Source organism: Nonomuraea sp. NPDC003214, assembly GCF_053590035.1.
Genome location: NZ_JBSFSX010000013.1, coordinates 99,168 through 122,997, shown reverse-complemented (window position 1 = coordinate 122,997; position 23,830 = coordinate 99,168). Strand labels below are relative to the sequence as shown.

Below are 23,830 nucleotides of genomic sequence, written 5' to 3'. Positions count from 1 at the left end.
GCGGGCCCGCGCCGGCTCAGGTCACGGGCAGGGCGGTGGCCAGCAGGATGACGCCGATCGACCCGATCAGCGACGAGATCGCCAGCGCCCGGGCCAGGGCGCGGCGGCCGGCGCCGCTGGCCCAGCCGTGCAGCGCGGCGGCCACCATGACCGCGCAGAAGAGCAGCAGCTTGGCCGCCAGGATCCGCCCGTAGCCGGGCTCGGCCAGCGAGTCCCAGGTGACGCCCTTGTGCCAGGCGATCGCCACGCCCGTGGCGAGCTGCACGGGCAGGAACACCGCGGCGGTGATCACCCCGAACCGGCGGCCGACCGCGGTCAGCATCTGGGCCCGCAGCCGGTCGTCGAGCTGCCGCCGGGCCAGCGGCAGCACCACCAGCGAGACCGTGAGCTGCCCGCCGACCCACAGCGCCGCCGCCAGCACGTGCAGGAACCGGACCACCGCCCACCACGTCATCGGGCGCCCACCCGGAACAGGCCGTGCGCGCCCGCCTCGGCGTGCCGCATCGTGTGGTCGACCACCGGATACGTGCCCGGCTCGGGGAAGACCAGCTCGGCGAAGCCGCCCTGGGCCGGGGCCAGGTCCAGCACCTGGGCGGCGCCCGGATCGTTCGTGCGCACCTGGTACGCCCCTTCCTTGTAGACCGTGTCGAACGGCGCCCCGACCACGTGCAGGGCCGTGCCCGAGCTCGGACCGGCGGCCACGGCCCAGATCCGCACCCGCTCGCCGGCCCTGGCGGTCAGCGGCGCGTGGTCGTAGCCGGCGGCGGTGCCGTTGAACATCCAGCCGTCCGGCCGGCCCTCGCGGATCTTGGCCACCTGCGCGTCGCCGCCCGGCTCGCCGAGGTGGAGCTCGCTCTGTACCAGAAGGTACTCCCGGTCCACGGCGGGCAGGCCGGGAGGGTCGATGATCACCGCGCCGAACATGCCGTTGGCGATGTGCTGGCTCATCGGCATGGTGGAGCAGTGGTAGAGCCAGGCCCCGGCGAACCCGGCCCGGAAGCGGTACGTGAGCCGCTCCCCCGGCTCGATGGTGCGCATGACGCCGTCGGGCGCGTTGGCCCCGGCGTGGAAGTCGATGCCGTGGCCGGTGGTGCCGCCGTTGACGAACGTCACGGTGAAGACGTCGCCGACCTTGCCGCGCAGCACCGGGCCGGGCACGGTGCCGTCGAACGTCCACACCCGCTGCCGCACGCCGGGCGCGACCTCCCGCACGACGGTGTCGTCCACGCGGATCTCGACGGCGTGCTCGGTGCCGCCCGGCGCGGGGTCGAGCGCCGCGTCGTACGGGCTCCAGCCCGGCGACATGGGGGCGCCCAGGTCGAGGCCGCCCGCCGTGGCGTGCCCGTCGTGCCCGGTGGCGGCCCCGGCGTCGGACTGGACGTCGGACCGGGCCTCGGACCGGGCCTCGGTGCGGGCGCCCGAGGGGACGATGCGCATGGTCATGCCGGCGGCGCGGTGCCCGGCGACCGTGCACCAGCCGTCCACCGGCGCGGCGAGCGGGGCCAGCGTCAGCGTGGCGCGTTCCCCCGCTCCCAGCAGCGGGGTGCGCTCGCCGGTGGCCAGCCGCAGGTCGTGCCGCTGGGCGTCGGCGTTGGTGACCCGCAGCGTCAGCACGGTGCCTGCGGGGGCCTCGATCACGGCGGGCCGGACCCTCATGCCGGACAGCGTCACCTCCACGGTGCGGGCCCCGGTGGCGGTGACGGTCACCGGCGGGCCGCCCGTGCCGGTCATCGACACGACGACCGCGCCCGCCGTCAGCAGGCATCCGGCCGCCACCCCGGCCACCGCGGGCCACGTGGACGCGCGCCCGGCCCGCGTCCCGTCCGCGTCCGCCCCGGTACGGGACCGGACCAGCGCGAGCACGGCCAGCAGCACGAACGCGGCGACGGCGGCCAGCACCAGCGCCCAGCCCACCAGCCGCAGCGGCTCAGGCACCGGCAGCGCGAGCAGCGGCACGCCCAGGTTGAGCGCCGCCAGCCGCGCCTTCCAGCCGCGCTCCAGCAGGGCGGCGTTCTCCTTGAACCGGACCGGGCCGCCGCCGAGCACGGCGGGCAGCAGGTGCAGCAGCGAGCCGAGCAGCACCTGGGCGACGAACCCGGCGAGCACCAGCGGCAGCAGCGGCTCCAGCGCGGCGGCCACCTGCCCGGCCGGCCGGGTGGCCACGACGACCAGGTTCGCCGCCAGCGCCACCTCGAACCACACCACACCGGCCCCCAGCGTCCAGGCCGCCCCGGTGTGCGGGCGCCGCGCGCGTACCGCCGGGACGAGCGGGGCCAGCGCCGTCAGCGCCCCGGCCGCGTACAGGACCAGTCCCGCGGTGGCCGCCCACCGCCAGCCCGCCGCGAGCGCGCCGACGGCGGCGGCCAGACCCGGCGCGGCCAGCCACAGCCCGATCCGGGAGGCGCGGCGGGTGCCGTCCGGCATGCGGGTGCGCAGCACGGTCGGCCACAGCGTGAACAGCGTGCCCAGCACGGTCAGGCCCACCCAGCCGAGCACGTTCGCCTCGGCGTGCGCAGCCTGGAGCCGCTCGTGCGTCACGCCGCCGCCGGGCTGCGCGGCCAGCAGCCCGCCCAGCGCGCCTCCGGCCGCCAGCGCCACGGCCGCGCTCACGTACCAGCCGATGACGTGCCCGAACCTGCCAGGCAGCGCCCGGCGCAGCAGCGTGACCAGCACGTACGCGTGCCACAGCACCACGGCCACCACCACGGCCGCCCCGGCGACGGCGGGCTGCCACGGCCCGGCACCGACCCCGTACAGGATCGCCGCCGTCGCGGCGTTGAGCAGGGCCAGCCGCGCCAGGCTGCCGTGCCGGGCGGGCGCGCGGGTGCGCAGCAGCGCGACGGCGAAGTGCTCGCTCCAGATGAGGATCGCGGTCGAGACCGCGCCGAGCAGGAACACGTGGACGAGCAGCCAGCGCGGCGCCGGCAGCGCGTCGCCCGCGAGCGCCGCGGCGAGGGTCAGGCCGAGCCAGCCGACGACGATGGCGTTCGCCCGCAGGTGCCACGACGCGCGCGGGCGCGCCGGGCCCGGCCGGACGCGCACCTCGACGGGGATCTCCTGCCTGGTCACCGGGTCACCTCGCGCAGGATGCGGTCCACGACGTCGGCGGCGGAGTGGTCCTCGGGCAGCCCGGTGAGGAAGCCGGCGTCCTGGCCGAGCGTGAGCAGGGCGGGCTCGCGGTAGCCGTCGGCCCGGTGCTGGCCGAGGCCGACGGCGGCGAGCAGCGCGTTGCACAGGCACCGGCGGCCGTCGGCCTCCTCGGCGGGCCTGCCCTTGCGCTCGTAGGCGTCGACCGGTTCGGCCGCGCAGCGGTAGCCGATCCCGCCGCCCGGTCTCACGTACGGGGTGCGCAGGTAGCCCAGGTCGCACAGGCGGGGCCGGTCGGCGTACACGGTGGCGTCCGACAGCGTGCCCGGCAGGTCGGCGATCTTGAACGGGAAGCCGGTCGGCGAGGCGCGCGGGTCGTTGCGGACCTCCAGCGTGCCGTCGGCGGCCTGCCGCAGCAGCCGCCGCCGCAGCCCGGGGTCGAGGCCGGACTCGCGGCACAGCGCGAACGCCGAGCCGACCTGGATGCCGGCGGCCCCGGCCGCCCGCGCCCGCGCCAGGCCGCCGGGCGTGCCGTAGCCTCCGGCCAGCCAGAACGGCAGCCCGAGCGCCGCCATCTTCGCGGGGTCGGGCTCGTCGCGCGGCCCGTAGACGGGCTGGCCGTCGGCGTCGAGCCGCATCCGGCCGCGCGGCGGCGCGCTGTGGCCGCCGGCGACGGGCGTCTCCAGGACGAAGCCGTCCGGCCGGGTGGCCGGGGTGCGCGCCAGGTAGAGGGCCAGGACGTGCGAGGACACGATGGCCAGCAGCCGGGGCCGGGCGAGCGGCCGGGTGAGGCCGAGGAGCGCGCCCGGGTCCAGCTCGGCGTGGTGGCCGGTGTCGTCGCCGCCCGCCACGGTGACGGCGACGCGGGCGGGCCGGTGCGCGGCCAGGTCGTCGAGCAGCCTCGGGATCTCCGCCGGGATGCCGGCGCCCACGAGCACGTAGTCGACGCCGGCCAGCATCGCCCCGTAGACGGCGGCGGGCGTGGCCATCTGGATCTTCTCCAGGTAGTTGATCCCGACCGGGCCGTCATGGCCCTCCTTGGCGAGGAACACCTCGGCGAAGTTCGCGACCACGGCCAGCTCGTCGCGGGCGCGGCTGGGCCGCAGCCCGAGCCGGGGCACCGGCCGGTACGGCAGCCCGGGATCGGCCCCGCCGGGCACGAAGTAGCGGCCGAGCACCCGCTCGGCGACCTCGGGCGCCGGGAAGCGGGCCAGCGCCCGGCGCAGGTGCCCGCCGGGGTCGCCGCGCTGCAGCCGCCGCGCCAGGGTGGCGTCCAGCGCGGTGCCGGACACGACGCCGAGCTGCCCGGTGGCGGCCACGGCGCGGGCCAGCCGCCACCCGGACACCCCCACGCCCATGCCGCCCTGGATCAGGAGCGGGACCGCCGGGGCGGGGACGAGCGCGCCCGGGCCGCCGGGGGTGGCGAACGGGCGGCCGGTCACCGGGTGCTCCCGGGGCGCGCGGTGCGGCGGCGGTAGACGACGTAGGGCCGCCACAGGTAGGCGACCGGCGCCGACCACACGTGGACGAGCCGGGTGAACGGCCACATCGCCAGGAACACCCACGCCGACAGCGCGTGCAGCTGGAAGATCAGCGGCACGCCCGTCATCAGCGACGGGTCGGGGCGCAGGGTCAGCACGCCGCGGAACCAGACGGCGATCGTCGCCCGGTAGTCGTAGCCGCCGCCGATCAGGTTCTCGCCCACGGTCCCGGCCATGCCGAGCAGGATCACCACCGCCATGACGGCGAACAGCGCCTTGTCCGTGCGGGTGGTGGTGCGGCGGACGCGCGGGCTGGTGAGGCGGCGGGCCAGCAGCAGCGCCAGCCCGGCCACCACCATCACCCCGGCGACGGTCCCGGCGGTCACCGACACCAGGTGGTAGACGTGCTCGGACACGCCGGCGGCCTCGGTCCAGCTCTTGGGCACCAGCAGGCCCAGGGCGTGGCCGCCGATCGCGGCGAGCACGCCGAGGTGGAACAGCGGCGAGCCGAGCCGCAGCAGCCGGCTCTCCAGCACCTGGGTGGTGCGGGTGGTCCAGCCGAACTGGTCGACGCGCCAGCGCCACACGTGCCCGACGACGAAGACCGTCAGGGCGATGTACGGGACGACGACCCACAGGGCGACGCTCATGGCCGCGCCTCCATTTCGTTCACGGCCGGCCCGAACGGCGCCAGCCCGACCTCCTCGGCGGGCGGCCCGGCGAGCGCGAGGTCGGCGACGGCGGCCTGCTCGGCCGCCGACAGTCCGGGCAGCTCCGCGCAGAGCGCGTCGAGGACGAGCGCGTACGGGGACCCGCTGTCGTGCAGGGCGGTGCGGATGAGCTCCAGGCCCTTGCGGTGCTGGCGCAGCGGCGCCTCGCCGGCGGCGGGCCCGGCCAGGGCGGCGAACTCGCACACCACGGGCAGGAAGTCGGGCAGCTCGCCGTCGGGCGGGGTGAGCCCGGCCACCCGGTAGCGCTGCTTCAGCGTGAGCAGGGCCATGCCGCGGCGGCGGGTGTCGCCGTGCAGGTAGTAGGTGAGGTAGAGGCTGGAGCGGCGGCGCAGGTCGAACGTCTCGACGTAGGCGCGGGCCAGCGGCATCGGCTCCGCGTCGGCGAACCAGCGCAGGAACCGCTCCAGCGCGTCGCGGGCGGGCGAGGCGGGCAGCGTCGCGGCGGCGCGGCCGAGCCCGGGGCGGGCGGCGAGCAGCCCGGCGTCGGGATACTGCAGCAGCAGGGAGACCAGCCGGAACAGGGTCGCCCGGCCGGGCGCGTCCTCGGCGCGGGCGGCGCGCCTGGTCAGGAGCTTCACGGCGTGCCTCCCTTGCCCACGAAGAGCTTCAGGCCCGTCCGGCCGTCGGTGCGGCGGCCGGTGAGGGCGGCGGGGTGGAACTCGCTCATGCCGGGCCCGCCGTCGCCGTCCAGGCTGCATCCGCCGGCCTGGGCGGACAGCGCGGCGGCGTCCTCGCGGTGCGCGGCGGGCACGACGTAGCGCTCCTCGTACTTGGCGATGGCCAGCAGCCGGTACATCTCCTCCAGGTCGGCCGCCGGCATGCCGACGGACTCCAGCAGGTCGCCGGAGACGGCGCCGTCGAGGGTCCGGGCCCGCATGTGGGCGCGCATCGCCGACAGCTTCATCAGCACCCCGGCCACCACCTCGGTGTCCCCGGCGGAGAACAGGCTCGCCAGGTAGTCCAGCGGGATGCGCAGCTCGGTGATGGCGTGGAAGACGTTGTCGGGGTCGTCGGCGTCGGCGCCCGCCCCGGTGACCGCGTCGAGCACCGGCGACAGCGGCGGGATGTACCAGACCATGGGCAGCGTCCGGTACTCCGGGTGCAGCGGCAGCGCCACCCGGTAGCGCATGGCCAGCCGGTAGATCGGCGACCGCCGCGCCGCCTCGATCCAGTCGTCGCTGATGCCGGAGGCGCGGGCGGCCTCGGCCACGGCGGGGTCGTCCGGGTCCAGGAACACCTTCCGCTGCGCCTCCAGCAGGTCGCGCGGGTCGGCGACCCGGGCCGCGTCCAGCACGGCGTCGGCGTCGTACAGGACGAGGCCGATGTAGCGCAGCCGGCCCACGCACGTCTCGGCGCAGACGGTCGGCTGCCCGGCCTCGATCCTCGGGAAGCAGAACGTGCACTTCTCGGCCTTGCCGGTCCGGTGGTTGACGTACACCTTCTTGTACGGGCACGACGAGACGCACATGCGCCAGCCTCGGCAGCGGTCCTGGTCGACCAGGACGATGCCGTCCTCCTCGCGCTTGTACATGGCGCCCGACGGGCAGGCGGCGACGCAGGCGGGGTTGAGGCAGTGCTCGCAGATGCGCGGCAGGTGGAACATGAACGTCCGGTCGAACTCCAGGCGCACCTTCTCCGCCATCGCGGCCAGGTTGGGGTCGCCGTGGGCGTGCTCGGGGGCGCCGCCGAGGTCGTCCTCCCAGTTCGCGCCCCAGGTGATGGTCAGGTCGTCGCCGGTGATGGCCGACTTGGGGCGGATGACCGGGGTGTGCGGGCCGGCGGGCGCGTTGATCAGCGTGTCGTAGTCGTAGGTCGCCGGCTCGTAGTAGTCGTCGAGCTGCGGCAGGTCGGGGTTGGCGAACAGGTTGAGCAGCCGCCTGGCCCGGCCGCCGGCCCGGAGTTTGAGCCGGCCGCGCCGGTCGAGCTGCCAGCCGCCGCGCCAGCGTTCCTGGTCCTCGTAGCGCTTGGGGTAGCCGACGCCGGGCTTGGTCTCGACGTTGTTGAACCACACGTACTCGACGCCGTCCCGGTTGGTCCAGGTCTGCTTGCAGGTGACCGAGCAGGTGTGGCAGCCGATGCACTTGTCCAGGTTCATCACCATGGCGACCTGGGCGAGCACGCGCATCAGTACGTCACCTCCTGGCCGCGCCGGCGGATCACCGTGATCTCGTCACGCTGGTTGCCGGTCGGGCCGTAGTAGTTGAAGCCGTAGGTGAACTGGGCGTAGCCGCCGATGAGGTGGCTGGGCTTGAGCAGCAGGCGGGTGAGCGAGTTGTGCACGCCGCCGCGCCTGCCGGACCTCTCCGTCAGCGGCACGTTCACGTTGCGGTCCTTGGCGTGGTACATGTACACGGTCCCCGCCGGCATCCGGTGCGAGACGACCGCGCGGGCGACCACGACGCCGTTGCGGTTGTACGCCTCGATCCAGTCGTTGTCGGCGACCCCGATCTTCGCCGCGTCGGCGTCGCTCATCCAGATCGTCGGCCCGCCGCGTGACAGCGCCAGCATGTAGGCGTTGTCCTGATACTCGGAGTGGATCGACCACTTGGAGTGCGGGGTGAGATAGCGGACCGTGACCTCGGCCGCGTCCCCGTCGCCCTGCTCGCCGAAGTGGCGGCGCATGTTGAGCGGCGGCCGGTAGGCGGGAAGCTGCTCGCCCAGCTCGGCGATCCACTCGTGGTCGAGGAAGAAGTGCTGGCGGCCGGTCAGCGTGTGCCACGGTTTGTCGCGTTCGACGTTGATGACGAAGGCGGAGTAGCGGCGCCCGCCGGTCTCCGAGCCCGACCACTCGGGTGAGGTGATGACGGGCTGCGGCCGGGTCTGGGTGTCGGCGAACGTGATCCGCTTGCCCTCGTGCTCGGCGGCCAGGTCGGCCAGCCGGGTGCCGGTGCGCCGTTCCAGCGTCTCGAAGCCCTGCGTGGCCAGCCTGCCGTTGGTGGTGCCGGACAGCGCCAGGATCGCCTCGCACATCCGGTCGGCGCTCTCCAGGGAGATCCGGCCGCCGGGGGTGACGCCGTTCTTGGCGCGCAGGTGGTCGAGCTCGGGGCCGACCTCGTACGTGACGGCCTTGGTCGTCAGACCCAGCTCCTCGAAGAGCGGGCCGACGGCGCGCATCCGCTCGCCGACGGCGGCGTAGTCGCGCTCGATCGTCACGATCTTCGGCATGGTCCGGCCGGGGACGGGCTCGCACTCGCCGTGCTTCCAGTCGAGGGCCCGGCCGCCGGGCTGGGCCAGCTCGTCCGGGGTGTCGTGGGCGAGCGGCACGGCCAGCACGTCGGTGCGCCGCCCGAGGTGGGCGGCGGCCAGCTCGGAGAAGCGGTCGGCCAGCGTGAGGAAGGCGTCGTAGTCGCTGCGGGCCTGCCACGGCGGCGCGATGGCCGGGTTGAACGCGTGCACGAACGGGTGCATGTCGGTCGAGGACAGGTCGTGCTTCTCGTACCAGGTCGCGGCGGGCAGCACCACGTCGGCGAACAGCGCCGTGGACGTCATCCGGAAGTCGATCGTGGTCAGCAGGTCGAGCTTGCCCTCGGCGGCCTCCTCGCGCCAGGTCACCTCGGCGGGCCGCAGCCCCTCCTCGTTGCGGGTCTCGGCGTCGGCGCCGAGCAGGTGGCGCAGGAAGTACTCGTTGCCCTTGCCCGAGGAGCCGAGCAGGTTGGCCCGCCACACGGTGAGCACGCGCGGGAAGTTGGCCGGGTCGCCGGGGTCCTCGGCGGCGAAGCGCAGCCGCCCGGACTTCAGCTCGGCCACGACGTGCTCGGCCGCCGGGACGCCCTTGGCGGCGGCCTCGTCGGCGAGGGTGAGCGGGTTGCGGTCGAACGTCGGGTGCGAGGGCAGCCAGCCGAGCCGCGCCGCCTGGGCGTTGCAGTCGGCGAACGACCTGCCCGCGAACCTGCCGGGGCCGAGCGGGCTGGCGAGCTCGTCCGCGCCGATCCGCTCGTAGCGCCACTGGTCGGTGGCCAGGTACCAGAACGCGGTGCCGGCCATGTGCCGGGTCGGCCGCTGCCAGTCGAAGGCGAACGCCAGATGCTGGAAGCCGGTCACCGGCCGGACCTTCTCCTGGCCGACGTAGTGCGCCCAGCCGCCGCCGTTGACGCCCTGGCAGCCGGTCAGCAGCACCAGCGTGAGGAAGGAGCGGTAGATCTGGTCGGAGTGGAACCAGTGGTTGGTGCCCGCCCCCATCGCGATCATCGACCGGCCGCGGGTGCGCTCGGCGTTGCGGGCGAACTCCCGGGCGATCCGGGTGATCGTCGCCGCGGGCACGGAGGTGATCTCCTCCGCCCAGGCGGGCGTGTACGGCTGGGCGGCGTCGTCGTACGACGCCGGCCACTCGCCCGGCAGGTCGCGGGCCACTCCGTACTGGGCCATGAGCAGGTCGAACACGGTGGTGACGAGCCTGCCGCCGACCTCGGTGACCGGGACGCCGCGCCGCATCGCGGCGCCGCCCTCGGTGTCGCCGGTGTCGAAGCGCGGCAGGTCGACGGCGACCGCGTCCGGCGCGCCGAGCAGTGTCAGCTTCGGCGTGACGCCGTCCAGGCCGAGGTTCCAGCGGCCCTCGCCCTCCTGCCCCCAGCGGAAGCCGAGCGAGCCGTTCGGCACGACCGGGCGGCCGGTCGGCTCGTCCAGCAGGACGGTCTTGAACCGCGCGTTCTCGCTCTCCTCGCCGAGGTCGGCGGCGGTCAGGAACCCGCCGGGCACGTACGCGTCCCCGCGCGGCTCCAGCGTCACCAGGAACGGCAGATCGGTGTATTTCCTGACGTAGTCGGTGAAGTACGGGACCGTGCGGTCGCGGAAGAACTCCGTCAGCGTCACGTGCCCCATCGCCATGGCCAGCGCCCCGTCCGTGCCCGGGTGCGGGGCCAGCCAGTCGTCGGCGAACTTGACGTTGTCGGCGTAGTCGGGGCTGACCGCGACGACCTTGGTGCCCTGGTAGCGCGCCTCGGTCATGAAGTGGGCGTCGGGCGTGCGGGTGACCGGGATGTTGGAGCCCCACATGATCAGGTAGCGGGAGTTCCACCAGTCCGCCGCCTCGGGCACGTCCGTCTGGTCGCCCCACACCTGCGGGGAGGCGATCGGCAGGTCGGCGTACCAGTCGTAGAAGGACAGCAGCGTGCCGCCGATCATCGACAGGAACCGGGTGCCCGCGGCGAACGAGGCCATCGACATCGCCGGGATCGGCGAGAACCCCACCACCCGGTCCGGCCCGTACTCCTTGATCGTGTGGACGTGCGCGGCGGCCATCAGCTCGACGGCCTCGTCCCAGCTCGCCCGGACCATGCCGCCCTTGCCGCGCGCCCGCTTGTAGGCCCGCGCCCGCTCCGGGTCGCCGGTCAGCTCCGCCCACGCCAGCACCGGGTCACCCAGCCGGGCGCGGGCCTCGCGCCACATCTCCAGCAGCACCCCGCGCACGTACGGATAGCGCACCCGCGACGGCGAGTAGGTGTACCAGGAGAAGGACGCGCCACGGGGGCAGCCGCGCGGCTCGTACTCGGGCGACTCCGGCCCCACCGACGGGTAGTCGGTCGCCTGGTGCTCCCACGTGATCAGGCCGTCCTTGACGAACACCTGCCAGGAGCACGAGCCGGTGCAGTTCACGCCGTGGGTGGAGCGCACCACCTTGTCGTGCGACCACCGGTCCCGGTAGAAGCGGTCCCAGGCGCTCGGGTCCACCTGGTGCAGGGTGCGGCCGTCCGCCGACACCTCCGACCTGGTGAAGAAGGCGCGGGCGGCGAGCAGCGGCCCCATGCCGGGGATGGCGTCGATATCAGTCACAGGTCTTCCTCACCGTCGGATGAGTTCAGCCTCGTGGTGGGGACGCCTGTCCCGGCAGGGACCAAAGTCCCTAGGTGCGGGCCCGATGGGCCCACGCGGATCGCGTCAGAGGGGCACGTGCCAGAGCAGCCGCGTGCCGCCGCCCTCGGGCGACTCCACGTCCGCCTCGCCGCCCAGCAGCGCCGCCCGTTCGCCGATGTTGCGCAGGCCGCTGTGCCGGGCCCGCTCCCCCACGCCGACGCCGTCGTCGCTCACCACGAGCGTGAGCGCCGAGCCGGCGACCTCGACCAGCACGTCCGCGCGGGTGGCCCGGGAGTGGCGCACCACGTTCGACAGCGCCTCGCGCAGCACCGCCAGCAGGTGCTCGGCGACCGCGTCGGGGACGAGCGTGTCCAGCCGGCCCTCCATCCGGAGGCCCGGCATGAAGCCGAGATGCCCGCCCGCGCCCTCGACCAGGTCGACGATCTGCCCGCGCAGGCTCGGCGCCGCCTCCTCGCGCGGTCCCTGGAGGGCGAAGATGGACGAGCGGATCTGCCGGATGGTCTCGTCCAGCTCGTCGATGGCGTGCTGCAGCCGCTTGCCCGCCTCCGGCCGCTCGACCAGCCGGACCGTGCTCATCAACGTCATGGCGGTCGCGAACAGCCGCTGGATGACCAGGTCGTGCAGGTCCTTGGCGATCCGGTCGCGGTCCTCCAGCAGGCCGAGCCGCTCGGCGTCGCGGCGGGCCTCGGCCAGCTCCAGCGCGATCGCCGCCTGCCCGGCGAACGACTGCAGCATCTGCCGGTCGGCGTCGCTGAACGGCAGCCGCCCGCTCCGCTTGGCCAGCGTGAGCACGCCGTGCACCTTCGGCGCGGTGCCCAGCGGCACCATAAGGCCGGGACCGAGGCCGAGCCGCCGCAACGGCGAGCCGGTGCCGGGCGCGCCGTGCAGGTCCTGGTCGGTCATCGGCTCGCCCCGGGTGAACACCTCGCCGACGGACGTGCCCGGCACCGGGAAGGCGGTGCCCCGCACGTCGGCCGCGCCCTCCCCCTCGGCGACCGCCACACTCAGCGACTCGCCCGACGGCTCCGGCAGCAGCACCTCGACCAGGTCGGCGTCGCACATCTCGCGGGCCCGCGCCGCCACCGTGGTGAGCACCTGCCGGGGCTCGGCGCCGGACAGCAGGCTCGTGGTCACCTCGGCCGACGCCTGCAGCCAGGTCTCGCGCCGCCGCGACTCCTCGTACAGCCGGGCGTTCTCCACCGCGACGCCCGCCGCCGTGGCCAGCGCGATCACGACGGCCTCGTCCTCCTCGTCGAACTCGCCGCCGCCGCGCTTCTCCGTCAGGTAGAGGTTGCCGAACACCTCGTCGCGCACCCGGATCGGCACCCCGAGGAAGGTGCCCATCGGCGGATGGCCGGGCGGGAACCCGTACGACTCGGGATGGTCGGAGATGCGCCCCAGCCGGACCGGCCGCGCGTCCTTGATCAGCAGCCCGAGCAGGCCGAGCCCGTGCGGCCAGTGCTCGATCCTGGCGATCTCCTCCTCGGTCAGCCCGACCGGGATGAACTGCACCAGCGTGCTGTCGTCGCCGACCACGCCCAGCGCCCCGTAACCGGCGTCCACCAGCTTCGTCGCGGTCTCCACGATCCGCCGCAGCACCGTCTCCAGGTCCAGGTCGCTGCCCACGGACACCACGGCCTCGAGCAGCGCGTGCACCCGGTCCCGGGTGGCCAGCACGGCGTTCAGCCGGGTCTGCAGCTCGGCCAGCAACTCGTCCAGCCGCATCTGGGGCAGCAACGGGCTGTGCTCACTTTCGGACATACCGCTCAGTGTCGCACCGGCACCCGGCGATGCCGCGTTCAGGACCTTGGTCCCTTTTGCCGGAAAGCCGAGTGCGGATAGCGTCAAGGCATGATTCGCGTGTTCCTTGTCGACGACCATGAAGTGGTACGGCGCGGCGTCGCCGCCCTGCTCGACGGCGAGGACGACATCGAGGTGATCGGCGAGGCCGGCACGGCGGGGTCGGCCGTGGCCCGCATCCCGGCCCTCAAGCCCGACGTGGCGGTGCTCGACGTGCGGCTGCCCGACGGCAGCGGCGTGGACGTCTGCCGCGAGGTCCGCTCCAAGCTCCCCGGGCTCGCCTGCCTGATGCTGACCTCGTTCGCCGACGACGACGCCCTGTTCGACGCCGTCATGGCCGGGGCCGCCGGCTACGTGCTCAAGCAGATCCACGGCTCCGACCTGGTCGGCGCGGTGCGCACCGTCGCCTCCGGGCAGTCGCTGCTGGACCCGCAGACCACCGCCGCCATGCTCCAGCGGCTGCGCGACCAGGCCGCCCGGCGCGACCCGCTGGCCGCGCTGACCGAGCAGGAACGGCACATCCTCGAACTGATCGGCGAGGGCCTGACGAACCGGCAGATCGGCGAGCGCCTGTTCCTGGCGGAGAAGACGGTCAAGAACTACGTGTCGAACCTGCTGGCCAAGCTGAACATGCAGCGCCGCACCCAGGCCGCCGTGCTGGCCGCCCGGCTGCGGGCTGATCGGCGGGATTGACGGGACTTTCGCCCCTGCCGGACGCCCGGCCGCACCGGCCAGGCTGGGGGCATGCGACTCGACTCATCCGGCCTGCGGGTGCTCTCCCGCGCCGAATGCCTGCGCCTGCTGGGCTCCGCTCCGATCGGGCGGATCGTCTTCACCGACCGGGCGCTGCCGGCCGTGCAGCCGGTCACGTTCTGCCTGGACGGCGAGCGCATCGTGATCCGCACCGGGCCGGGCTCCAAGCTCGCGGCGGCCACCCGGCACTCGGTGGTCGCCTTCGAGGCCGACGCCTTCGACCCGGACCTGCGGACCGGCTGGTCGGTGACCGCGGTCGGGCACGCGCGCGCCGCCCGCGACGCGTCGGAGGTGGCGCACCTGGCCAGGCTGCCGCTGACGCCGTGGGCGCCGGGCGAGCGCGACCACTTCATCCTGGTCAGGGCGGAGCAGATCTCCGGCCGGGCGATCAGGTGACCGCCGGTTCGCCCGGGTTCGCGCGCGGCACCCGCATGGCCAGCACCTGTCCCGGCCACGCCTCGTACCGGAAGGGCTCGGCAGGCGTGAAGCCGTTGCGCACGTAGTAGCCCACCAGCTGACCGCCGCCGCCCGCCCAGCAGTCGACACGCAGCAGCTCCGCCCCGGCCCGCCGGGTCTCCTCGACGGCGAGGGCTAGCAGGGTCGCGCCGATGCCCCGGCCCGCGTGCCGCCGGTCGGAGACGAGCAGCCGGACGTACAGCTCGGGCTCGTCGGCCGGGGCGATGGGCATCTCGGCGCTCGGCCCGGAGTCCAGCACCATCGCGCCGACGGGCTCGCCGCCGAGCTCGGCGATGTGGGGAGCGCCGCCGGCCATGAGCTGCTCGATCCGCGCCGCGCCGCCGGGGCGCTGGGAGTAGGGCTGGGTGCCCCACTGCTCGGTGTTGCCGCGCGCGTTCATCCAGATCACGGCCGCGTCCATCATGGCGAGCACGGCCGGGGTGTCGGCGGGCCCGCCCGGCCGGATCCGCAGGGTGTCGTCGTTCACGGCGGCAGTCTAGTGAGCGGATATACGCTGGAGTGCGTCATTAATGGGCGGGTGACGCGGCGGGCAGCGGGCCGTCGCGCCCGGGGCCGAACAGCATCGCGGACAGGTGCTCGACGCCCTGGCACACCGCGCCCACGGCCACGCACTCGTCGCCGAGCACGGAGGCCCGCACCTGCGGGGTGCGCAGGCACATGGTCTCCAGCTCGCCTCTCAGCGGCTCCAGCAGCACGTCGGCCGAGCGGGAGAAGCCGCCGCCGAGCACCACCAGCTCGGGGTCGACGGTGAGGGCCATCGCGGCGGTGGCCAGCGCGAGCACCTTGACGTACCGCAGGACCGCGCCGCGCGCCGCGGCGTCACCGCCCCGGGCTGCCTCGAACACGGCCGCCGCGACCGCGTCGGGCGGCGTGCCCGGCTCCACGGCGGGGAAGGCGTGCAGCAGGTCGCCCACGTGGCCGAGGTTGAACAGCGGGTGCAGGCCGATCTCCCCCGCCGCGCCGCCTGTGCCGCGCAGCGGGACCCCGTCGAGCACGATCGCGGCCCCGGCCCGGCGGCCGACGTGCAGGAACACCAGGTTCCCCGCGTCGCGGGCGACGCCCCTGCGGCACTCGGCCAGGGCGGCGAGCCGGCTGTCGTTGTCGACCAGGACCGGGCAGCGCAGCCGCGCGCCCAGGTGCTCGGCCAGCGGCACGCCCGGCCAGTCGCGGATGGCCCGCGACGCGACGACGCGCCCCTCCAGGTCGACGTGGCCCGTGCTCCCCGCGACCGCGATCCGGACGTCGGAGGCGGCGGTGCCCGAGCCGGTCAGGCAGGCGTCGACGACGCGGTCCACGGCGGCCAGCCGCTCGGCGCGCGGCTGCTCGGGGGTGACCGGCTCGCGCGTGGTGTGCAGGACGGCGCCGTCGAGGTCGGCCACGACCGCGAGCACCTTGTGCGCCCCGATGTCGAGCCCGAGCACCCGGCCCGCCTCCGCGCGGAAGCGGTAGCGGCGCGCGGGCCTGCCCTTCTCCCCGCCGCTGGGGTCCAGCTCGGCGACCCAGCCCAGCCCCGTCAGGTCGTCGACCGCCGCCTTGACGGTGGCTCTGGCCAGGTCGGCGCGCTCGGCGAGCTGGGTCAGCGTCAGCGGCCCGGCGGAGCGCAGGGCGGAGAGCGCGGCGAGCGCGTTGTGGCGCCGCAGCCGCTGGAGGTCGCCGCCGGTCACCGGAAGCGTCACGGATCACCCTTCTTGACGGACCTTAATGGTGGACTCCATCATAAATGCGAGCGGGGGTCCGGCCGCAGGCTCCTCGCCCCCGGATCATTCTCCTCGCTGTCATGCGGCGGCAGCCGATCGCCGGGGTCGTGTTCACCGGCCGGACAGGCCGATCTACCAGCCTTTCCTCCCGTTACATCCCCCTATCTAGGAGTATGCGTGCATTCCCTCCGTAAGTGGATCGTTGTCGCCTTAGGTGTCACTCTGGCCACGTCAGCCTCACCGGCACTGGCCGCGCCCAAGCCCGTGGACGTGCAACTGCTGTCGATCGCCGACTTCCACGGCTACATCACCCCGCAGAACAACGCCGCCGACGGCACGATCAAGGATGCGCAGGGGAACACCCTGGTGGTGGGCGGCGCGCCGTACCTGGCGACCCACCTCAGCAAGCTGAGGGAAGGGCACGCGAACACGGTCACGTTCTCCAACGGCGACAACTTCAGCGGCTGGCCCACGGAGGTGTCCTTCCACGCCGACGAGCCCACGATCGAGTTCCTGAACAAGATCGGGCTGGACTTCACCGCGGTCGGCAACCACGAGCTGGACCGGTCCCTGGAGTTCCTGCGCGACCACATGGGCGCGGGCCAGTGCTTCGGCGAGGCCGACGTCGACAGCTGCTTCACCGACTCCGACGGCCGCCGCTTCCACGGCGCCGACTTCGCCTTCTCCACGGCCAACATCACCGAGAAGGGCGACACCCGCCCGGTGCTCGAACCGTACGTGATCAAGAAGTTCCGGGGCATCCCCGTCGGGTTCATCAACCTGACCACGCCCACCACGGTGGACGGCTCCACCTCCTACCAGCCGTCGCTGGACAACCTGCCGCTGGTGGAGACGGCCGACAAGTACGCCGCCATCCTCAAGCGGCGCGGCGTGCGGGCCATCGTCGCCAACGTGCACGAGGGCGGCGCGGCCGGCGCCGACTTCAACGGCTGCGCCGACCCGATGAACGGGCCGATCTGGGACTTCGCCAAGAAGGCCTCGCCCGACATCGACGTCATCGTCACCGGCCACTGGCACGCGTACTTCACCTGCTCGGTCCCCGACCCCGCGGGCGACCCCCGCCCGGTCGTCGAGGCTGCCAACCACGGCCGCCTCATCAACGAGATCAACCTGAAGATCGACCGCCGCACCCGCGACGTCATCAGGTCCGCGACCACCGCGGTCAACCACCCGGTGACCCGCGACGTCACCCCCGACCCCGTCATGACGAAGCTGGTCGACCACTGGAACGCCAAGCAGAAGGAGACCTACGCCAAGCCGTACGGGACCATCACCGGCGACATCACCAGGACCCGCGACGCCACGGGGCAGAGCACGCTCGGCAACACCGTGGCCGACGTGGCGTACTTCGACTCCCAGCAGACCGAGGGCGGCAAGGCTGATCTGGCCATGGTCGCCGTGGCCCCGGTCAAGGGCTCGAACTCGCTGCGCGGCGACCTGAGGTTCGCCAAGGGGCCGAACCCCGCCGACAGCGACGGCCAGGTGCTCCTGGGCGAGTCGTGGGCGGCCTGGGGCTACGCCAACCCGGTGCTCACCGTCTCGGTCAAGGGCTCGCAGCTGGAGCAGGCCCTGGAGCAGCAGTGGCAGACCCAGGCCGACGGCACCGTGAAGTTCGCGCCGCTGGCCGTGTCGAAGAACGTCCGCTTCTCCTACTCGCCGGGCAGGCCGGTCGGGGACCGGATCAACCCCGCCGACGTGCTCATCGACGGGCAGCCGCTCGACACCGGCAGGACCTACCGGCTCGCCGCGCTGGCGTACACGCTGCTGGGCGCCGACGGTTACAGCGCCTTCGCCGGGTACACCGACGCGGTGCGCGGCAACCGTGACTACGACGCCATGCGGGCCTACCTGCGGCAGGGGCCGCTGACCCCGCCCGCCCTCGACCGGGCGGTGCCGCTGACGTAGCACTCCCCCGTGCGGAGGGGCTCGCGTCCCTCCGCACGTTCTAATGCCTTATCGCCGTGTTGACGCGTTAGAGCGCTGCCCGCTATAACTAACGCATCATCGGCGTTGAAAGGCATTAGGTATGACGATTCCCGTGCTCGCCCGCACCCTCCATCGGCATCTCGACGTCGACGGCGTCCGGGTCTTCTTCCGGGAGTCGCTGCCCGAGCGGGCCGACGCGCCCGTCCTGCTGCTCCTGCACGGGTTCCCGTCGGCCTCGCACCAGTACCGCAGGCTCATCGACGTGCTCGGGACCCGCTACCGGCTGATCGCGCCCGACTACCCCGGCTTCGGCCACACCGAGGCCCCGGCCGGCTTCACCTACTCCTTCGACCGGCTCGCCGACATCACCGAGGGCTTCGTGCGGAAACTCGGCCTCACCCGGTTCGTGGCGTACGTGTTCGACTTCGGCGCGCCCGTCGGGTTCCGGCTCGCCGAACGGCACCCCGAATGGATCGCCGGCCTGGTCGTGCAGAACGGCAACGCCTACGAGGAGGGCCTGTCCGACGGCGCCCGCGACTTCATCGCGCTGCGCCCCGACCGGCCCGGCGCCGAGGAGACCGTCCGCGCCCTGTTCACCCTGCCGGGCACCCGCGGCCAGTACGAGACCGGCGTCGCCGTCCCCGGCCTCGTCGCCCCCGACGGATGGACCCTCGACCAGCACTTCCTCGACCTGCCCGGCCGCAAGGAGGCCCAGGTCGCGCTCGCCTTCGACTACCACTCGAACGTCGAGCGCTACGGCGCCTGGCAGGAGTGGCTGCGCACGCACACCCCGCCCACTCTCATCACCTGGGGCGCGAACGACCCGTTCTTCCCCGAGCCCGGAGCCCGCGCCTACCTGCGCGACCTGCCCGACGCCGAGCTGCACGTCCTCGACACCGGCCACTTCGCCCTGGAGGACCACCTGCACGAGATCGCCCCGCTCGTCGCCGGGTTCCTCGACCGCGTGTGGCACGCCGGCTGAGCTCGGTGGCCATCCCCGGCCGCCATCCCCGGCGACGGCGGCCGGTTCGTCCCAGCCGGGGCGAGAAAGGACTTTGGTCCCTGTTTACGGCGCCGGGTGGGCGGCAGGCTGTTGTCGTGACATGCCACCACGACCGGGCGCCGGACGGGACGGGAGCCCGGCGTCTGCGGGAACTGCCCGAGGCCGAGGCGTTGCGCCTGCTGGCCGGGGTGCCGTTCGGCCGGATCGTCTTCACCCGCCAGGCGCTGCCCGCGGTCCGGCCGGTGAACCACCTGGTCGTGGACGGGCGGGTGGTCATCCGGTCCAGCCCCGGGACGGTCCTCAGCTCCCACGTGGCGGTGCCGGAGGCCGTGGTGGCGTTCGAGGCCGACGACCTCGACGGGCACGCGCGGCTCGGCTGGAGCGTGATCGTCACCGGGGTGGCGCGGCTGCTGACCGACCCGGCGGAGACCGAGCGGCTGAAGGCGCTGCTCCACCCCTGGGTGACCGGCGAGATGGACCAGGTGATCAGCATCCAGCCGGAGATCGTCACAGGCTTCGAGCTGGTTCCCGCACCGTAGCCCGGCGCACCACGGTCACCGTCAGCAGCACGGTCAGCGCCGCCGTGGCGGCCAGCAGCCCCAGGCCCACCCCGTACGAGCCGAGTTCGCCGTACAGGAAGCCCATCAGCAGCGGCGGCACGAACCCGCCCAGCCCGCCCGCGGCGCCCACCAGGCCGGTGACCGCGCCGACCTTGTCAGCCGGGGTGACCTGCGCGACCAGCGCGAACGTGGCGCCGCTGGCGGCGCCGAGCGCGGCCGCCAGCGTCAGGAACGCGATCGTGCCCACCGGCATGAGGCCGGGCGTCAGCGCCTGGACCGCCGCCGCGCCGCACACCACCACGAACACCCCCGTCAGCACGGGGATCGAGCCGATCCGGTCCGACAGCCAGCCGCCCACCGGCCGCATCAGGACCGCGAGGACCACGAACCCGGCCATGCGGTTGGCGGCGTCGGCCTGCTCCAGCCCGTAGCCGGTCTGCAGGTAGGCGGGCAGGTAGACGGAGAAGGCGACGTAGCCGCCGAACGCGACCGCGTACAGCGCGCACGCCTGCCAGGTGATCGGCAGCCTGGCCGTGGCCGCGAGCCTCCCGAGAAGCGGCTGCGGCGACACCGTCCGGCCGGGCGCGTCCCGCATCACCAGCCACGCGACGGCGGCGTACACCGCGAGGACGACCGCGGTGATCAGGAACGGCGTGGTCGCGTCCCCGGCCTCGACCAGCTTGACCGTCGTCAGGGCGCTGATCGCGGTGCCGCCCATGCCCACCCCGAACACGCCGATGGCCAGGCCGCGCCGCCGGGGCGGGAACCAGGCGTTCACGAACGGCACGCCGACCGCGAAGACCGTCCCGCCGACGCCCAGGAAGAAGCCCCCGGCCAGCAGCGCCGGCAGCGAGCTCTGCCCGGCCACGCCGATGAACAGCACGGGCACGATGGTGGCCGCGGAGATCAGCGGGAACATCACCCGCCCGCCGAGCCGGTCGGTGAGCGCGCCCACCGGGACCCGGCCCAGCGAGCCCACGATCACCGGCACCGCGACCAGCAGCGCCTGCTGCGAGGCCGACAGTCCGAGCAGGTCCTTGTAGCGCGGCCCCAGCGGGCTGAGCAGCGCCCACGCCCAGAAGTTCAGCGCGAAGCCGAGCGTCGCCAGGCCGAGCATGAGCATCGGCCTGGCCCCGCCGTGGGCCGCCTGTTCCTTCCCATCGGTTCCGGTCGTCGTCATCGTGTCCCCAAGGTGTCGTGCTGGATCGGCGGGCGCGGGTGCGCCGCGTGTCCATCCCAGTGCGGAAGCCCGGCGAGGGGCACGGACCAAAGTCCTCGTTAGGCGGGGACTTCCGGTCCCTCCCGCCGCTCTTGATCACGTGAGGTGCGGCGCATACGCTGCCGGTGCCGGTCACCCCTCATGTACGGAGTCCCGACCCTCATGACGATCTGGACGAAGGCGGCACTCGCCGCATCACTGGCCGCGATCTCCCTCACCGCCGTCCCGCCCGCCGCTCAGGCCGCTCACGCCGGGTCCGCCGTCGCCTGCCCCGCCGTGTTCGGCCACGGCGGCTACCCCTCCGGCGCGAACCCCTGGGAACGCGACCAGATCCGCCAGCCCAACAACGTCCGCGCCGTGAACGACCAGAAGGCCTGGGGCGCCGACGGCGTCGAAGGTGACGTCCAGCTCACCAGGAACGGCACCAAGGCTGTCATGTGGCACAACACCACCACCAACGGGCTGACCGGCACCCGGACGAACATCACCGCCCTGTGGTGGGCGGCCGGAGCCGACAACCTGCGTGACCGCCGCATCGCGCGCGGCCCGTACCAGGGAGAGCAGGTCTACACGCTGCGCCAGTGGCTCGACCACGTGCGCTCGCGCGGCCTGATCGCCCTGCTGGAGGTCAAGCCCGAGGCCAGGGCGGTGCTGTCCGACCCGGCGTACGCGACGGCCGCGTGGAAGGAGATCTCCGACCCGATCAAGGAACGCCAGGCCGCGCAGCGCATCCTCGTCTACTCCACGGACTCCTGGATCCAGGGCGAGCTGGCCCGCCGCCACCCCGGCCTGCTCAAGGGCTCCCAGGCCCGCTGGACCGACGGCGTCGGCTGGGAGGAGCCGCCCCCCGCCTGGACCGGCAACATCAGCCGCTGGCAGTCGGTCCTGAGCCAGGCGCCGCCGAGCGTGATGACGAACTACACCCGCGACTACCGCGCCTGGCTCAACGGCAAATGCTCTTAAACGTCCTGTTCAACACATCTTGTTGACAACAGGGGGTGGATCGTCCAGGGTGGGGTGCATGCCGACGACTCCTGAGCAGCACGCCGATCCCTTCACGCCGCCGCATCCGGGGCAGGCGCGGGCGCACCGCGAATACGCCGCGCTCCTGCGCATCGCCGAGCGCCACGCCGCCACCGACGCGCAGCGGCGGCGTCAGGCGCACGCCTCCGAGCTGTCGCCGCACGAGGCCGTCCGGATCGTGGCGTTCCTGCTGAGCGGCGCGGTGTCGCTCGACGACGGCGAGCCGGAGGTGGACCGGGCCGACATCGTCGCCGCCCTGAGCCTGGTCGCGCAGGCCCGCGCCGAGGCCGACGACCTGGAGTCCGGGCTGCTCCGGATGGCCAGGGGGCGCGGCATGACCTGGCAGGAGATCGCGTTCGGCCTGGGGCTCGGCACCCCGCAGGCCGCCCGGCAGCGTTACGAGCGGCTGGCCGGGCGGAGCGCCGCCCAGGACGACGAGCTCTAGCCGCGCGGGCGGACGTGGATGTCCAGCCCGGCCGTCCCCGGCGCCTCGACGCCCGGCAGCAGGCGCATGTCGCGGCCGTAGTCGCCGCCGGTGAGCGTCCGGTACGGGACGGGCTCGTCGGTGAACAGCCCGTCGAGCCGCCGCCCGTACTCCTGCGTCACCTGGGCGAACCGCTCGCGTGGCACGTCGACCGAGTCGTACACCGCGAACGGCTCCAGCGGCGTCATGCCGGTGAACCAGAACAGCCCGTGCTGGAGCGGGAAGAGCACGTCCGCCAGCCGCCCGTGGACGCCCCGGCCGGAGAACGCCGACTCGCGGGCGCCGATCGTCACCGAGGCCAGCGCCCGCCGCCCGGCCAGCGCGCCCTCGCTGTAGGGCGGCGGGACGGACGGCCCGTGGGCGAACTCGAACGTAAACACCCGGTCGATCCAGCCCTTCAGGATCGCCGGCACCGAGAACCACCACAGCGGGAACTGCAGGATCACCGCCTCCGACCAGCGCAGCTTCTCCTGCTCGGCGGCGATGTCCGCGGACAGCCGGCCCGCCAGCGTGGCCTCCCCCGACACGGCGAGCACATCCAGCCGCCGGTCCCCCACATGCTCGGGGAAGTCGTCGGCGTCCACCGCCGCCTTCCACTTCGCCGCGTACAGGTCGGTCACCCGCACCTCGTGACCCGCCGCGCGCAGCCGCTCGACGGCGAAGCGGCCCAGGGCGGCGTTGAGCGAGCGAGGCTCGGGGTGGGCGGTGACGACAAGGATCTTCTTCAGCGTTTCGGACATGTCACCCACGTTCGCCTGGGCGCGCCGAGGTAGCCAGAACCCGGCCGAGCCGGTGGTCTCACAGTCCTGGTACCGCGAGGGCCACCCATGCTGGACAACCCATACTGGACACCATGGACGGCACGTACACCATCGACCACGCGGACGGCGGGATCGGTGACGCCCGGCGGGCACTCGGCGCGTTCCTGCGCGCCCGCCGCGAGCGCGTCGCGCCCGAGCAGGCCGGGCTCACGGGGCTCACGGGGCTCACGGCTGGGCGCCGCCGCCGCGTGCCGGGGCTGCGCCGTGAGGAGCTGGCCCAGCTCGCCGGGATCAGCGTGGACTATTACGTACGCCTCGAACAGGGACGAGCCACCCAGCCGTCCCCCGAAGTGCTCGACGCGCTGGCCAGGGCGCTCGGCCTCGACGCCGCCGAGCGGCGGCACCTCACCACGCTGGTCGGCGCCGAGCACGGCGGCGAGCACGGCCCCGCGCCCGCCGCCCGGGTCGGCCCCACGCTGCGGCGCATGCTGGACGCCCTGACCGGCCTCCCCGCCTTCGCCACCGACCGCCGCCTCGACGTGGTCGCGTGGAACGCACTGGGCTCCGAGCTCATCGGCGGCCTCACCGGCCCCTCCCGCCGCGACCCGAACCAGGCCCGCTACCTGTTCCTCGACCCCGCCTCCCGCGACGTCCACCCCGAGTGGGCGGACCGGGCGGCCGAGGCCGTGGGCCAGTTGCGGGTCGCCGCCGGGCAGTATCCCGGCGACGCGGAACTGGTCGCCCTGATCAAGGACCTGTCGGAACGCAGCGCCGAGTTCCGCCGCATCTGGGCCTCCGGCGAGATCGTGATGTGCACGGCGGGGCGCAAACGGCTCCGGCATCCGGCGGCCGGGCTGCTGGAGCTGGACTACGAGACGCTGCACGTACCGGCGGGACCGGGCGAGACGGGCCTGGTGGTGCACGTGTTCAGCGGTGGGGAGGGCACCCCGGAGGCCGCCGCCCTGGCCGCCCTGGCGGCGGGCCGCCGGGCATAGG

Annotated in this window: 20 protein-coding genes; 8 read left to right on the top strand and 12 right to left on the bottom strand. The window is 73.9% G+C overall.

All coding sequences use genetic code 11. The features are described 5' to 3' along the window. Window positions 1–16 precede the first annotated feature (16 nt). The 8 genes from ACWDXC_RS35085 to ACWDXC_RS35050 form a co-directional block, all read right to left on the bottom strand. A complete protein-coding gene (locus ACWDXC_RS35085) occupies window positions 17–454 on the bottom strand; it encodes a hypothetical protein (protein WP_357587918.1) in 438 nt (145 codons plus the stop codon). Then, window positions 451–3,069 (bottom strand): multicopper oxidase domain-containing protein, encoded by a 2,619-nt coding sequence (locus ACWDXC_RS35080; RefSeq protein ID WP_449989386.1) that lies wholly within the window; start codon window positions 3,067–3,069, stop codon window positions 451–453. The genes ACWDXC_RS35085 and ACWDXC_RS35080 overlap by 4 nt, the downstream gene beginning before the upstream one ends. Then, window positions 3,066–4,529 (bottom strand): nitronate monooxygenase, encoded by a 1,464-nt coding sequence (locus tag ACWDXC_RS35075; protein WP_449989383.1) that lies wholly within the window; start codon window positions 4,527–4,529, stop codon window positions 3,066–3,068. The genes ACWDXC_RS35080 and ACWDXC_RS35075 overlap by 4 nt, the downstream gene beginning before the upstream one ends. After that, the gene (gene narI, locus ACWDXC_RS35070) at window positions 4,526–5,218 is read right to left on the bottom strand and encodes a respiratory nitrate reductase subunit gamma (protein ID WP_449989381.1); all 693 of its coding nucleotides are present in this window, start codon (window positions 5,216–5,218) and stop codon (window positions 4,526–4,528) included. The genes ACWDXC_RS35075 and narI overlap by 4 nt, the downstream gene beginning before the upstream one ends. After that, entirely contained in the window at window positions 5,215–5,877 is a 663-nt protein-coding gene (gene narJ / locus ACWDXC_RS35065; RefSeq protein ID WP_449989379.1) for a nitrate reductase molybdenum cofactor assembly chaperone, read from the bottom strand. Before narJ ends, narI begins: the two co-directional genes overlap by 4 nt. Next, a complete protein-coding gene (narH, locus tag ACWDXC_RS35060; protein ID WP_449989376.1) occupies window positions 5,874–7,424 on the bottom strand; it encodes a nitrate reductase subunit beta in 1,551 nt (516 codons plus the stop codon). The genes narJ and narH overlap by 4 nt, the downstream gene beginning before the upstream one ends. Further along, a complete protein-coding gene (locus ACWDXC_RS35055; protein WP_449989614.1) occupies window positions 7,424–11,041 on the bottom strand; it encodes a nitrate reductase subunit alpha in 3,618 nt (1,205 codons plus the stop codon). The genes narH and ACWDXC_RS35055 overlap by 1 nt, the downstream gene beginning before the upstream one ends. Before the next feature lie 132 nt (window positions 11,042–11,173). After that, a complete protein-coding gene (locus ACWDXC_RS35050) occupies window positions 11,174–12,871 on the bottom strand; it encodes a GAF domain-containing protein (protein ID WP_449989373.1) in 1,698 nt (565 codons plus the stop codon). Between the two features lie 90 nt (window positions 12,872–12,961). Between ACWDXC_RS35050 and ACWDXC_RS35045 the strand changes: the two genes are divergently transcribed. Next, the gene (locus ACWDXC_RS35045; protein ID WP_219510735.1) at window positions 12,962–13,603 is read left to right on the top strand and encodes a response regulator; all 642 of its coding nucleotides are present in this window, start codon (window positions 12,962–12,964) and stop codon (window positions 13,601–13,603) included. Window positions 13,604–13,654: 51 nt separating this feature from the next. Beyond that, window positions 13,655–14,059, top strand: a complete 405-nt coding sequence (locus ACWDXC_RS35040; protein WP_219510733.1) for a pyridoxamine 5'-phosphate oxidase family protein — start codon at window positions 13,655–13,657, stop codon at window positions 14,057–14,059. Here the strand turns inward: ACWDXC_RS35040 and ACWDXC_RS35035 are convergent. Both ACWDXC_RS35035 and ACWDXC_RS35030 read right to left on the bottom strand, forming a co-directional pair. Then, complete coding sequence (locus ACWDXC_RS35035) at window positions 14,052–14,606, bottom strand: GNAT family N-acetyltransferase (RefSeq protein WP_364180022.1); 555 nt, start codon at window positions 14,604–14,606, stop codon at window positions 14,052–14,054. The genes ACWDXC_RS35040 and ACWDXC_RS35035 overlap by 8 nt on opposite strands. Window positions 14,607–14,646: 40 nt before the next feature. Further along, window positions 14,647–15,816 (bottom strand): ROK family protein, encoded by a 1,170-nt coding sequence (locus ACWDXC_RS35030; RefSeq protein ID WP_449989368.1) that lies wholly within the window; start codon window positions 15,814–15,816, stop codon window positions 14,647–14,649. Window positions 15,817–16,101: 285 nt separating this feature from the next. Here ACWDXC_RS35030 and ACWDXC_RS35025 point away from each other — a divergent pair, with 285 nt between their 5' ends. From ACWDXC_RS35025 to ACWDXC_RS35015, 3 genes are all read left to right on the top strand, one after another. Then, on the top strand, window positions 16,102–17,763 hold the full coding sequence (locus ACWDXC_RS35025; protein ID WP_449989365.1) for a bifunctional metallophosphatase/5'-nucleotidase: 1,662 nt from the start codon (window positions 16,102–16,104) through the stop codon (window positions 17,761–17,763). A gap of 121 nt (window positions 17,764–17,884) precedes the next feature. Beyond that, a complete protein-coding gene (locus ACWDXC_RS35020; RefSeq protein WP_449989363.1) occupies window positions 17,885–18,766 on the top strand; it encodes an alpha/beta fold hydrolase in 882 nt (293 codons plus the stop codon). A 116-nt stretch (window positions 18,767–18,882) separates the two neighbouring features. After that, on the top strand, window positions 18,883–19,326 hold the full coding sequence (locus ACWDXC_RS35015; protein ID WP_449989361.1) for a pyridoxamine 5'-phosphate oxidase family protein: 444 nt from the start codon (window positions 18,883–18,885) through the stop codon (window positions 19,324–19,326). Here the strand turns inward: ACWDXC_RS35015 and ACWDXC_RS35010 are convergent. Continuing rightward, the gene (locus ACWDXC_RS35010; protein ID WP_449989358.1) at window positions 19,295–20,527 is read right to left on the bottom strand and encodes an MFS transporter; all 1,233 of its coding nucleotides are present in this window, start codon (window positions 20,525–20,527) and stop codon (window positions 19,295–19,297) included. The two genes, ACWDXC_RS35015 and ACWDXC_RS35010, sit on opposite strands and share 32 nt — an antisense overlap. 201 nt (window positions 20,528–20,728) lie before the next feature. On the opposite strand from ACWDXC_RS35010, the gene ACWDXC_RS35005 reads away from it, so the two are divergent. Both ACWDXC_RS35005 and ACWDXC_RS35000 read left to right on the top strand, forming a co-directional pair. Beyond that, window positions 20,729–21,529, top strand: a complete 801-nt coding sequence (locus ACWDXC_RS35005; protein ID WP_449989355.1) for a glycerophosphodiester phosphodiesterase family protein — start codon at window positions 20,729–20,731, stop codon at window positions 21,527–21,529. Between the two features lie 58 nt (window positions 21,530–21,587). Further along, the gene (locus tag ACWDXC_RS35000; protein ID WP_219510722.1) at window positions 21,588–22,034 is read left to right on the top strand and encodes a DNA-binding protein; all 447 of its coding nucleotides are present in this window, start codon (window positions 21,588–21,590) and stop codon (window positions 22,032–22,034) included. Here the strand turns inward: ACWDXC_RS35000 and ACWDXC_RS34995 are convergent. Further along, window positions 22,031–22,813: an NAD(P)H-dependent oxidoreductase gene (locus ACWDXC_RS34995; RefSeq protein WP_219510720.1), complete on the bottom strand. Its 783-nt coding sequence runs from the start codon at window positions 22,811–22,813 to the stop codon at window positions 22,031–22,033. The two genes, ACWDXC_RS35000 and ACWDXC_RS34995, sit on opposite strands and share 4 nt — an antisense overlap. A gap of 113 nt (window positions 22,814–22,926) precedes the next feature. Between ACWDXC_RS34995 and ACWDXC_RS34990 the strand changes: the two genes are divergently transcribed. Next, the gene (locus tag ACWDXC_RS34990) at window positions 22,927–23,829 is read left to right on the top strand and encodes a helix-turn-helix transcriptional regulator (protein WP_449989351.1); all 903 of its coding nucleotides are present in this window, start codon (window positions 22,927–22,929) and stop codon (window positions 23,827–23,829) included. The last annotated feature ends 1 nt before the right edge of the window (window position 23,830 follow it).